Source organism: Halodesulfovibrio marinisediminis DSM 17456 (assembly GCF_900129975.1).
GTDB lineage: Bacteria > Desulfobacterota > Desulfovibrionia > Desulfovibrionales > Desulfovibrionaceae > Halodesulfovibrio > Halodesulfovibrio marinisediminis.
This window is the reverse complement of sequence record NZ_FSRG01000005.1, coordinates 552116-564965: the sequence shown is the minus strand read 5'-3', so window position 1 is coordinate 564965 and position 12850 is coordinate 552116. Positions and strand designations below refer to the sequence as shown.

The following is a 12850-nucleotide window of genomic DNA, read 5'->3' as shown; positions in this document are numbered from 1 at the left end:
TAGATCCTATGCTGATCTATACAGTATTTTGAGAAATTTATAACGCATAAATATAACTACACTTGATTGTGCAACCAACTAAAAACAATGTAGTTCTTGCGCTAGTGTCAATTTAGCAGTAATTAACCTGTATGCAAGAAACAGCAGTTTTCGACACCTCAATGCTTGATTCTGAAGAAGCCGCATTAGAATACCTTCTTTCTTTTTGCTGGCCTTCCGGCGTACAGTTTTGTCCAAGATGCGGACAACACAAACTTTATACGCTTTCGGGAGGTCGATACCGTTGTGCGAATTGCAAATATACCTTTCAAGATTTCAGCGGCCGTTGGATTAACAACGGCAGCCTTTCATCGTCCACATGGCTCCATCTGGCGCACATGTTCCTGCAGGAATATACCGTGCACGAGCTGGCACAGGAAGTTAACCTTTCCTACAACGCTGCCTACAAGGCAGTGACCACAATCCGTTTCGCCCTGCTTGCGCACGCAACTGACGCCCGTCAACTGCTCGGGCCGGAAACAGGACTAGGTAAGTACATTAAAGGGAAAAAGCTCACTGGTGCACCACCAGCACGAGCCAAAGGCGCCATTCCTGTATTCGGCATTATGGAACGCAACGGCTGGGTTTTTATTGACCTTATCAGTGGTATTGAAGCGGAAACCGTCTTCCACTTCAACCACAGTTTCCATCTTTCCCTCTTCCGTGCTGGTAACATTATATATACAGGTAAGTACCGTCAGTATGATGCACTGATTCTGTGCGGCGATGACTCCCTTCCGTATGAATATATACGAAAATACGACCACGAATTTCCGATCAAAGAAGGTTCCTTCTGGGAATTCGCACACTCACGCTTAAAACGCTTTAAAGGCATTACGCCTCAACGTTTCCCGCTTTATCTCAAGGAACTTGAATTCCGCTATAACAACCGAGATGGAGATATACTTTCCATGTTGTTGTCCCAGTTGTGCGACCTTGTTCCTGACTTCGACCCATTTAAAAAGTAAATACAAACTACAGCCTTTCACATGGTAGATAATTACGCCTAACAGGTGCCAAACCGTGCGTATATAAAGTGTCACATCATGCGCAATCAACTTCTGAAAACTACTAATATATTGAATTTTAAAACTAAACACCACCTACCGAGTGCAATAGATATTCTAAGTTCCTTTTTTTTGTAGAATGAGTTTTTTCATCGCAACATATCCTCATCATTACGATTACCTCGTGTCTCCAACACAGTGATCAATTTGGGAAAGGATTTTTGTTATGGAACGTAGAACTCGTTCTCAACACAATGAAGTGAATTTGCTTCCTTTTTCAGGACTCGGAATAGCCCTGCCCTGCGTTAACGCACGTGCAGAGTTCAGCAGGCTCGTCCCCATTGCTGCTGAAGCAGAGTCCCCCCAGCAACCATTGCGACCTGATTTCATGCCGATATGTAACGGATACGGATTCAGGCTGTTGATTGCGCTTGGTCGAGAAATCAGAGGCAGATAACAACACTTCATTATCAGGAGGAACAATGACAGTCTCCCGTAGGCAATTCCTCAAGCTTTCTGCAGGCGCTGCCACCGCGTCTGCATTTGGCGGACTCGGCATCTCCTTAAAGCCGACCGTTGCGAAAGCTGAGCTCCAAAAGCTTAAGTGGGCAAAGCAGACAACTTCTATCTGCTGTTACTGCGCAGTAGGCTGCGGCCTTATCGTGCACACTGCTAAAGACGGTGCGGGTCGCGCTATCAACGTAGAAGGTGATCCGGATCACCCAATTAACGAAGGTGCTCTTTGCGCTAAAGGTGCCTCCATCTGGCAGCTTGCAGAAAACGCAAACCGTCCTCAAACTCCATTATACCGTGCACCTAACAGCACAGAATGGAAGCAAGTCTCATGGGACTGGGCACTCACCGAAATAGCTAAACGTGTCAAAAAAACCCGCGACAAATCTTTCCAACTTAAAAACGAAAAAGGCGAATCAGTTAACCGCACTGAAGCAATCGCCTCCGCAGGCTCAGCAGCCATGGATAACGAAGAATGCTGGGCCTATCAGTCACTACTCAGATCCCTTGGCTTGGTGTACGTAGAACACCAAGCACGTATCTGACACAGCGCAACTGTAGCGGCTCTGGCAGAGTCGTTTGGACGCGGTGCGATGACTAACCACTGGATCGACCTTAAGAACAGTGACTGTGTATTAATCATGGGCAGTAACGCTGCCGAAAACCACCCTATTTCCTTTAAATGGGTAATGAAGGCTAGAGACAAGGGCGCAACCCTAATCCACGTTGACCCTCGCTTTACCCGTACCTCCGCTAAATGTGATGTCTACGCACCTATCCGTTCCGGTGCTGATATTCCGTTCCTTGGCGGTATGGTCAAATACATTCTAGATAACGACAAATACTTCCACGACTACGTAGTAAACTACACCAACGCATCTTTCGTTGTCGGAAAAGACTTTGACTTTGATGACGGAGTGTTCTCCGGTTTTGACCCTAAAAAAGGTGCTTACGACAAGTCCAAGTGGGCTTTTGAACTGGATGAAAAAGGCGTTCCAGTTCGAGATAATACATTGAAGAACCCGCGCTGTGTATTTAACCTGCTTAAAAAGCACTTCGCACGGTACGACGTGGATACAGTTTCTACCGTTACCGGCACTCCTAAAGAAGATATTCTCAAGGTTTACGAAACATATGCAGCATCCGGTGCGCCGGATAAATCTGCAACCATCATGTACGCAATGGGTTGGACGCAACATACAGTTGGAGTTCAGAACATCCGCACTATGGCAATTGTTCAGCTTCTGCTCGGTAACATTGGTGTTGCAGGTGGCGGTGTTAACGCCCTGCGCGGAGAATCCAACGTACAAGGTTCCACAGACCACTGTCTGCTCGTCCACATTTTGCCGGGCTACCTTGGCACACCAAAATCCAAATGGGCAGACCTCGCAGCCTACAACAAGAATTGTACTCCACAATCCGCAGACCCTATGTCAGCTAACTGGTGGGGTAACAAACCAAAGTACGTAGCCAGCTTTGTGAAAGCAATGTATCCGGAAGCTTCTCCTGAAAAAGGGTATGAAATGCTTCCGAAGCTTGATGCGCACAAGCCGATGACTGAGTATTACTGGCTGTCTATGTTTGAAAAAATGCTCAACGGCCAGTTTGAAGGTTTCTTTGCATGGGGACAAAACCCTGCCTGCGGTGGGGCAAACGCCAACAAAAACCGTGAAGCAATGACCAAGCTGGACTGGCTTGTTAACGTAAACATCTTTGACAACGAAACAGCCTCCTTCTGGCGCGGTCCTAACATGAATCCTAAGGACATCAAGACAGAAGTATTCTTCTTGCCATGTGCTGTTTCTATTGAAAAAGAGGGCTCCGTTACTAACTCCGGCCGCTGGATGCAGTGGCGTCATCAGGGGCCAAAGCCATATGGTCAGACACTTCCTGACGGTGACATCATCCTTAAACTCACCGACAAACTCCAGCAGATCTACAAAACAGAGGGCGGCGCATATCCTGATCCTATCGTAGGCCTCGGATTAAAAGACTGGCAGAACAGTCACGGCCACTTTAACCCTCATGGCATTGCCAAACTTATTAACGGTTACTTCATAAAGGATACCGAAGTTAAGGGCAAAAAATTCAAAAAAGGCCAACAGGTTCCAAGCTTTGCGTACCTCAAAGACGATGGTTCCACTTGTTCAGGCAACTGGCTCTACTGTGGCTCATATACAGACAAAGGCAACATGGCTGCACGCCGTGACAAAACCCAAAATGGCGCACAGGCAAATATCGGCCTGTACCCTAACTGGGCATGGTGCTGGCCTGTAAACCGCCGCATTCTCTATAACCGTGCATCTGTTGATCTTACCGGTAAGCCATACGCACCTAAAAAAGCGGTTATTGAGTGGACTGGTGACAACACCAAATGGCAAGGCGACGTTCCTGATGGTGGCTGGAAACCGGGCACAAAACATGCCTTCATCATGCGCAAGCACGGCTTCGGTCAAATTTACGGTCCAGGTCGAGCAGAAGGTCCATTCCCAGAGCACTATGAACCGCTCGAATGTCCTATAGCCAAGAACCCGTTCTCTTCTCAGCTGCATAACCCGACTGCATTCCAGATTAAGTCGGAAGAAAAAGCAGTTGCCAACCCTCACTTCCCATACGTCGGTACTACCTACCGCGTAACCGAGCATTGGCAGACTGGTCTCATGACCCGTTATCAAGGGTGGTTGATTGAAGCAGAACCACAACTGTTCTGTGAAATCAGTGAAGAACTGGCGAAAAAAGAAAATATCGCTAATGGCGAAACCGTTAAAGTTGCCAGCCTACGCGGCGAACTCGAGTGTGTTGCCATCGTAACCAAACGCATCAAGCCTTATAAAGTGCACGGGCAAGACGTTCATCTCGTCGGCCTCCCTTGGCACTATGGCTGGGTGACACCAAAACACGGTGGCGATTCTGCAAACCTCCTCACACCTTCTGTGGGCGATCCTAACACCGGTATTCCGGAAACTAAGGCGTTCATGGTTAACGTGAGCAAGATAAAGAGAGCGTAAGCCATGGCTAAAAAATTCCTTGTCGACCTTACCCGCTGCACAGCATGCCGTGGCTGTCAGGTAGCGTGCAAGCAATGGAAAAAGCTTCCAGCTGAACAAACAGTCAACTGGGGCTCCCACCAAAACCCTAAGGATTTAAGCTTCAACACATTGCGGCTCGTCCGCTTTGAAGAAGTGGTAAATGAAGGCAAAGTTGACTGGCTGTTCTTCCCGGAACAATGCCGCCACTGTTACGAGCCGCCTTGCCTCGGACAGGCAGAACTAGATGACGAGCGCGCTGTAATTCAGGATGAAGCAACCGGTGCTGTCATATTTACTGAATACACCAAAAACGTAGATGCAGATGGTGTCCGCGAAGCATGTCCGTACGATATTCCACGTAAGGATCCTGCAACCGGACAACTCTCCAAATGTGACATGTGCATTGACCGCATTCAGAACGGCATGAAGCCAGCCTGCGTGCTTTCCTGCCCGACAGGTGCAATGACCTTCGGGGAAGAAGAAGAGATTGATGCTCTGGCACAAGAACGCCTTGCTGCTGCTAAGAAACGTTATCCCAGCGCTATTCTTGGTGATCCGGACGATGTACGCGTTGTCTATCTATTCCAGCAAGACCCGACCAAGTACTTTGAAAAGGCAATTGCAGCAGCTTCACCAACCATGATGAACCGTAAGCAGATGTTTGCCCGCTTACTCGGAACAACAAAAGCATAGTAGCTTCAGCCCCTCAGACATGAGGCACGCAGCAGATGCTGCGTGCCTCTCTTCTTTGCTGCGGTTGGCTAAATTTATAACCTCATAACCATCGGCAATCCTCCAACAGGCAAAGAGTCTGCCCAGCCCTCACAAGCCCCCGCCCTTTTGGCCGCAAAGAATCATTTTAAGTAAGAAAAGACTACATTTTCAAACTAGTTCGACAGTCCACCGACCTAATGTAGCCCGCTATTTTGTAAAGACCGAAACTCCCTTGAGCATACGCACGTACATTGCTCCACTAGAAAACTGTTCTGTTTTGAAAGAACAGTACTTGATTTTTCCTTTGCCGAAGGAGAACATAGATTTTTTAAACAACCTATTGAGGTTTGCGCTATGAAAGCAGTCAGCATTGTTGGATACAAAAAATCAGGCAAAACTACCCTCACCCGCAAACTTGCAGATGCCCTTGAAGCACGCGGCAAGACCGTGACGATTGCCAAATTCACACACACCGGTTTAGCCAAACCAGATACAGACACCGGTCTCTTTATGAAGGAAGGCAGAACTGTTATCGGACTTGGTGGAAACGAATGCACTGTTCACTGGGGGGAGAAAAAAATGCTACCGGATGTACTCCCGTTAGCACAGGCTGACTATCTGCTTGTTGAAGGCGGAAAGACAATGAGCTGGCTGCCACGCGTCATCCTTCTTCGTAGTCCTGATGAACAAAAAGTAATGGATAGAGGACTTGCCATTGCTTCATTTGGAGAAATTAAAGCAGAAGAACTTCCAAACTATTCCGATGCAACGCTTGAAGAGCTTGTGGACTGTATTGAAGAAAAGGCGTTTATGCTTCCTGCACTCGACTGCGGGGCTTGCGGCGAAGAAAGCTGTGAGATTATTTCTCAAAAAATTGTTGCAGGTAAAGCCACCATGAAGGCCTGCAAATCCATTAATAATTCCGCAATGACCATCACGGTCAACGGCTCGCCTGTCGGCTTGAACCCCTTTGTTGAGAATATCATCCGCGGCGCTATTGAAGGAATGCTTGGTTCCTTGAAAGGCTATGCACCGGGTAGCGACGTTGAAATCAAAATTTCCAAATAAAAAAATCCGATCAGGATTCCCTGATCGGATTTTTTTAAACACAAGCAATAGAATAGATGCCTTCCAAAAATTTCTGGCAGGAACATACTACTTGTAATAAGCACAATAGAATTTTTACAGAATGGTACATATAATAGGCAACACTCGTCCTGCACTATCAATACAGCCTGATACGTCCGAATGCATAGAATGCTGCAACCTTTTTAAAATTCATTCACGGCAGCATCGCGAGTTGAATACATGCCAAACAACTGATCATACCCTGAAATTTCAAATACTTCTTGAATGTAATCACGTGCGCAACATACTGCTACTTTTCCACCGGCTGGATGAAGCTGTTGATACGCCATTACAAGAACACGCAACCCTGCGCTGTTAATATAATCAAGTTCTTCAAAGTCAAATAGCAAGCGGGAATTTCCGCCACCAATCAATTCTTCAACTTTTGTTTCAAGCTCTTTTGTATGGGAACCATCCAAACGATTGCTCATGGCAAGAACCGTACAATTTGGTAATTCAATGGTTGTTAATGCCATATCAGGCTCCTTTCTAATGAGTTTCAGTATCTATTTTCGTACAAATAAGAACGTAATTTTTGCCATCAACTCGATAATAGGTAAACGAATCCATAAGGTTACGCACCAGATGGACCCCCATTCCCCCTATAGGCTTACGCCTTTTATCTATCGGTTTATCCAGCTCCGGCTTCTGTATTTTTGAAATATCAAATGCCTTACCGCTATCAATAATCTTAGCGAAAAACACACCCCGATCAATGCACACTACAATATCTATTTCCGGCTTCTGAGTATCATTAAACGCATAATCAAAAATATTACTTATCAGCTCATCAAGTGCGAGAGTAATCTTAAACACAACAGACGACGCTATAGAATGTTTTTCTGCCATTTTGTCTATAGCAGATACCAATTGAATAAATTCATCACGAGAATGAATTATTACTCTATAGCAGGTACGCGTGTTATTCATTGTTATTCTTCTCTTCCATGAAGAAATCAAGATTACAAATACTCACATTTTCACAGTCTTTATTCGCGTTCTTATCCTTCTTAAGCACAACAAGGGTCACATCATCTACATTAGGAACATTCTTTTGCCATTTTTCGACTGCTTCCAATATACAATCACGTATTTCTTCTGCAGTCTTTGAAGCATGTTCACGAATAAGCTCCCGTAACTGCTCCTTACCATACAAATCTCCATACCCACCTTTACGAGCTTCCCATATTCCATCAGTACCTAATAAAATGATAGCACCTTGCTGTGTAAGCTCTATTTCACTTTCCTCATAGTTAACACCTCCCATAACCCCAAGCGGCAAGCCTTTACCCTTCAATTCGGTAAATTCATCCTGCTCCGGAAGATAAACTATAGCTGGATCGTGTCCTGCTCTAACCCATCGCAAAAGATCACTATGTCCAATCATCTCAAGATAGAACAGCGTCATAAACCGCCCAGTCCCATGTACGTCCTGAGTAAGTAGATTGTTTACCTGAGAAACTCTGCGTGACGCACTGATACGTGCACATTCAGTATGGACTCGCAACAACGCACGAGCAGTTGTCATAAGTAAAGCTGAGGCGACTCCGTGCCCTGAAACATCCCCTACGACAATGGACAGAATTGACTGGTTATCACAATTTGTCATGTAGTAATCATAATAATCGCCCCCCGTCTGATCGCAGTAACGGATTGCACCGGAAATCTGCCATCCCGGAAATCTCGGGTCTCTGGCCGGAAGCAGGTTCTCTTGAATCTCATGCGCCACATCCAGCGCTTGTTGCGTCTCTACCAGATGCTCTAACTGCGGCCCTATCCGGTTAAAGGTCTCCACAAGTATATCGCGTTCGTCGCCGGTTTTAAGATCAACTCGCGCGCTAAAGTTACCTTGTGCGAGCTCCTTAAATGAAGCCACCATCATGTTCATAGGCTTAGAAATAGCCCGACTGGCATACACGGCAAAAAGAAATGTTAAAAAAATGACCACAACAACAGCTATTTCAACCACACGCTGTTGAGCTGAGCTTGCCCAGTGAAGATAGGCAAGGACCTTGTTCGTCAAATGCATTACGTCTTCTTCCGGCACCACCGTAATGAAGTAATTATTACCTTTAAATGGTGCCCACGCTACAAGGCAATCCTCTCCCCCCCATGGCATCAAGAGCGTGCCGGATGTGCCGGAAGCAATTGCATTCATAAACTTAGCCTTTACTTCGTTATCCTCAAATACAACCCAATGCTTTTTGGATGTTCCCATAATCCAAGAATACTCGTTATCTTCCTTACTCTTCCTCTGTGCACTTGCAATAATGCGAAGCCCGGCACTGCCTGTAACTTTGTCATCAGCCTCTTCAGCCAAGATCAGCCGTGTCTGATTTGACCATGCTGCCGTAATACTCCCACTGGAAAGCCCTTGTTCCATAAGAATATCAAGCCCTACTACTCCAATAATTTCTTTTTTCATATTGTATAACGGTGCGGAAACCGTAAACAACAGTCTTCCTGTCGAAATATCCCGAAGAGGGGCACGCCAAACAATCTTCTTTTCTGCCATTGCAAGCCGATACCATAAACGATCTCGCGGATCATATCCTTCAGGCATACCCGCATGAGCAGGATAATACGCTAACAGTCCGGATTTAGTTCCAATGTAAAGATTGTAAATGAATGAGCCGTATGATTTTTTTAATTCCTTAAATAAGGGAAGCAGCCGAATCAATTTTTTCGCTTCAAGCTTTGCGGCGGCTCTTTCGGACTGATTCTGAGGCAGGAAAAAGGCAATATTACCAAGGGAAATATACTTGCTTATGTCACTGCCATATTTGACCATATACTGACGAGTTGGTGCGTGCAGGGGGTCAACAACAAGATCTTCAGGATAAGGCAAATCCGGCTTAATCTCATCCGAATATAGGGGCTTCACATCAACAGGTGGAAGCATATCGAGGAAATGCTGTGCAGCGAATGCCACAACATCAAGAATTATCCCCCGCATCTGCTCACTGTTTTCTAAATTTTTTGCTGAATTAACAGCGATATTTTCAATAGAGCGGCTGGCCTGTTCGACAAGGTCATTACGAGTACTCTCATACAGATACTCTTTAATATCTGTCTGTAACTCCTGCACAGTGAGCACTGCACCGCAAATAGGCAGCACGCTGAACAGTACAAGCGTGAGAAACAATTTCCAACGTAGGGACAATCTATGAATAAAGGTCAACCTCTTAAGTTCCATTACGCATTGTACCGTACCTTGCATCTTAATATTTTTATATATCCCCGTGGGATGTGCCTTTTACACTCCAAAGGATACTAAGCATGGCTGAAAAACTCCCCCCGATTACAAAGCGTTCCATGTACTTTTGGGTATTACATAAAAATAAACCCCTGCAGCTAACAATGATTACGATCATTGTCATAACAGTAGGCATGCGGCTTGTTCCTATTGAAATGCAAAAGCGCATCGTTTCTGAAGCTATTCAGTTGAAAAAAATCGATGCACTTATCTATTACTGTATGATTTATATCTCTGCGGTTTTTTTAGCCGGTGTACTTAAATACGCTATCAATATTCTTCAATCAAAAGTCGGGGAAAATACTCTCTACAGAATCAGAAAACATCTCTACGACCACATCCTAACCCTACCGATGCCGTTCTTTCGCAGAACTTCCCCTGGACTTGTCGTTTCCACACTCATGACAGAGCTACTCCCGATGGCAACATTTGCAGGAGCAGCTATCTCAGCACCTCTGGTAAATATTCTGACATTCTTCGCATTTGCTGGATATATGTTCTACCTCGACCCCATTCTCGCAACAATCTCCATCTCAATATACCCTGTTGAAATGATTGTTATTCCAATTTTACAACGTAAATATAACAAGCTGAACCGCCAGAGAACAAACAGCTTACGGAGTACAAGCAGTATCATCAGCGAATCCACAACGGGGATTCATGAGATTCAAGGAAACTGTGCGTTCTCGCTTGAAGAAAATAAATTCCGTAAGGCTGCACGCTGGCTCTATGACCTCACATACCGACTGCTCATAGTTAAATTTGGCATCAAGTTTACAAACAATCTGTTCCAATCTCTGGGACCATTCTTTCTTTTTCTTGTCGGTGGCTACCTTGCAATTGAAGGAAGATTTGAATTAGGTGCCCTGGTTGCTTTTCTATCTGCATACGAAAAGCTCTATGACCCGTGGAAAGAGCTTATGGAGTTTTACCAGCTCTATCAGGACTGCGTTGTGCGTTATAAACAGGTCATGGACTACTTTGATCTAATGGCAGAATTTCCTTCAGTTCCTGTTGACCGCGATGTCTACAAATTGGAAGGAAATATTCTGATTAAAGACTTGTCATTCACCATCGGGACTAATATCCGCTTGCTGGACAATATCAATATGCAAATTAACGCCGGTGAACATCTAGCGCTTGTAGGATTCTCAGGCAGTGGCAAATCCACCCTTGCAGGTGCCGTAAGTCAGATGCTGCGATATACCGGCGGCAGTGTGCAGGTTGACGGGCATGAAGTTTCGCAAATGTCCAAACAAGACATTGCAGAAAACATGGGGATTGTTGCCCAACATCCTTTCATTTTTGACGGCACAATCCGAAACAACCTTGTATACAGCAGTGAAGCGCTCATGCGACAACGGGGTGAAACAGAACCGAACCTGCCGGATCTAGACAGACTTATTGAGGTCGTCCAACAGGTTGGTCTTTTTGTTGATGTGCTCGGTTTTGGTCTACGCACAACATTGAAGAAGGACAGCCCTCCTGAGTTAATCGAAAGCCTCATTCGTGCCCGTGAACAATTCCAGCAGTTGCATGGTGCTCAGCTCAGCAACGATATTGAATTTTTCGATCCAGAAAACTACCTGCAATACGCGTCTATCGCAGAGAATATTATCTTCGGTGCTTCACGTGATGAAAACATCACCCTGTCAAACCTGCACAAGGTACCTCAGTTTGTAGCCTTCCTGAAAGAGGCTAACCTGCTTCTACAACTTGAACTGCTTGGCTGTCTTATTGCCACTCGAACCATTGAACTTATCCGCAACGCCCCTGACGAACAGGAACTGCTACAACGCAGTCCAGTCCCGTTGGAAGAACTTCCAGCCTACAATCGCATTGTAGAGCAGTTACACAAAGCGCAATCACTGGAAGAAGGGCTGGTTAAACTGGATGATGAAGACCGCGGAGCACTCCTCTACCTGAGCCTCAACTTTACTTTAAGCCAGCATTCAATTGCTTCGATTCCTGAAAAAATCTTCAATTCAATAAGTGAAATACGTACCTCGTTCAAAACGTATATGGATAATCACATGCCAGATACGTTTAACACCTACTGCCGTGAAAGCTATGAGCATGCCCTCACAATCATGGATAATATTGCTTATGGACATATCAAGCTTGATAACGCGGGTGCTGAGGACCGTGTGCAGCAACATATGAACCAGCTGCTCATTATTGAAGGTGTATTGGAAACCATCCTTGAAATTGGTCTGGAACATAATGTCGGCAATATGGGCGAAGACCTTTCAGGCGGTCAACGCCAGAAGATTGCACTCGCACGTGCCTTCCTCAAGCAACCGCCAATTTATATCTTTGATGAAGCCACATCCGCTCTTGATAATGCATCACAAGCACGCATTCAGAATGTTATGGAGAAGATGCTCAAGGGCAAAGCCACTATCTTGTCTGTTGTACATAGACTCGACACACTTCCGGGATATGACAAAGTGGCAGTACTACGCAGCGGTAAACTTGTTGAACAAGGCACCTACACCGAACTCATAGAACAAAAAGGGGCCCTCTACGAACTTGTACATGGTGCATCATAACCGCTCACAACCTTACAAATAATTCAGGAGTAACCATGAATACAGACACCAATGCTCCATCCTGTGAATACGATAAGAACCTCGATCTACTGCTTAAAGCAGAGATTTTCTCTAAAATACCGGTAGAACGCCTTCGCTCTTACGCCCTGCTGGTAAAACGCATGAACTATCAAGTTGGAGAACACGTTTTTCATCAAGGCGACGTAGACAATAAAGCATACTTACTTGTTCAAGGATCACTTTCTATCACCCACAGCTATATGGATAAAACAAGTACACACGGAACAATCAGTCAGGGAAAAATATTCGGTACGCTGGCACTTATTGCCGATACAGAACGCCTTTTCTCTGTAAAAGCACTTACTCCTGCAACCTGTCTCATTCTTCCACGCCCTAAAGGACTAAGCGAACTTGATAAAGATCCAGAAAGTGCAAAAATATTCCTGAAAATTATAGCAGACCGAATAAGTCATTGGGAAAAGGGATGCTTAATCGAGGCAGCGACAGTTGAAAGTTGCCCATGCAGATATGGAGTAAGTTTAATTTAAAAAGCAGCGACACTCTTTTTTTACAAAAACTAACAACGTTTTTTCCCACGTGCACTTTTTACCA

Annotated in this window: 10 protein-coding genes; 7 read left to right on the top strand and 3 right to left on the bottom strand. The window is 45.3% G+C overall.

What is annotated here, in order from left to right:
* Positions 1–131 precede the first annotated feature (131 nt).
* The 5 genes from BUR09_RS10455 to BUR09_RS10430 all read left to right on the top strand — a co-directional run bounded on the left by BUR09_RS10455 (position 132) and on the right by BUR09_RS10430 (position 6370).
* Positions 132–1007 (top strand): transposase, encoded by an 876-nt coding sequence (locus tag BUR09_RS10455; RefSeq protein ID WP_074216875.1) that lies wholly within the window; start codon positions 132–134, stop codon positions 1005–1007.
* A gap of 265 nt (positions 1008–1272) precedes the next feature.
* Positions 1273–1503, top strand: a complete 231-nt coding sequence (locus tag BUR09_RS10450) for a hypothetical protein (RefSeq protein ID WP_074216874.1) — start codon at positions 1273–1275, stop codon at positions 1501–1503.
* A gap of 25 nt (positions 1504–1528) precedes the next feature.
* Entirely contained in the window at positions 1529–4567 is a 3039-nt protein-coding gene (gene fdnG / locus BUR09_RS10440; protein WP_084539438.1) for a formate dehydrogenase-N subunit alpha, read from the top strand.
* Between the two features lie 3 nt (positions 4568–4570).
* The gene (locus BUR09_RS10435) at positions 4571–5281 is read left to right on the top strand and encodes a 4Fe-4S dicluster domain-containing protein (RefSeq protein ID WP_074216871.1); all 711 of its coding nucleotides are present in this window, start codon (positions 4571–4573) and stop codon (positions 5279–5281) included.
* 375 nt (positions 5282–5656) lie between these two features.
* Positions 5657–6370: a molybdopterin-guanine dinucleotide biosynthesis protein MobB gene (locus BUR09_RS10430; protein ID WP_074216870.1), complete on the top strand. Its 714-nt coding sequence runs from the start codon at positions 5657–5659 to the stop codon at positions 6368–6370.
* A 203-nt stretch (positions 6371–6573) separates the two neighbouring features.
* On the opposite strand, the gene BUR09_RS10425 is transcribed toward BUR09_RS10430, so the two are convergent.
* Genes BUR09_RS10425 through BUR09_RS10415 form a run of 3 tightly spaced genes read right to left on the bottom strand, consistent with a single transcriptional unit; the run spans position 6574 to position 9626 of the window.
* Positions 6574–6906 (bottom strand): STAS domain-containing protein, encoded by a 333-nt coding sequence (locus BUR09_RS10425; protein ID WP_074216869.1) that lies wholly within the window; start codon positions 6904–6906, stop codon positions 6574–6576.
* Positions 6907–6919: 13 nt separating this feature from the next.
* Positions 6920–7360 (bottom strand): ATP-binding protein, encoded by a 441-nt coding sequence (locus BUR09_RS10420; protein WP_074216868.1) that lies wholly within the window; start codon positions 7358–7360, stop codon positions 6920–6922.
* Positions 7353–9626 carry a SpoIIE family protein phosphatase gene (locus BUR09_RS10415; protein ID WP_175566020.1) on the bottom strand — a complete coding sequence of 758 codons (2274 nt, stop codon included), beginning with the start codon at positions 9624–9626 and terminating at the stop codon, positions 7353–7355. Before BUR09_RS10415 ends, BUR09_RS10420 begins: the two co-directional genes overlap by 8 nt.
* Before the next feature lie 164 nt (positions 9627–9790).
* Between BUR09_RS10415 and BUR09_RS10410 the strand changes: the two genes are divergently transcribed.
* Together BUR09_RS10410 and BUR09_RS10405 are read left to right on the top strand one after the other, a co-directional pair.
* Positions 9791–12238 carry an ABC transporter ATP-binding protein/permease gene (locus BUR09_RS10410; RefSeq protein ID WP_245796729.1) on the top strand — a complete coding sequence of 816 codons (2448 nt, stop codon included), beginning with the start codon at positions 9791–9793 and terminating at the stop codon, positions 12236–12238.
* 35 nt (positions 12239–12273) lie between these two features.
* Positions 12274–12786: a cyclic nucleotide-binding domain-containing protein gene (locus BUR09_RS10405; RefSeq protein WP_074216865.1), complete on the top strand. Its 513-nt coding sequence runs from the start codon at positions 12274–12276 to the stop codon at positions 12784–12786.
* Positions 12787–12850 lie beyond the last annotated feature (64 nt).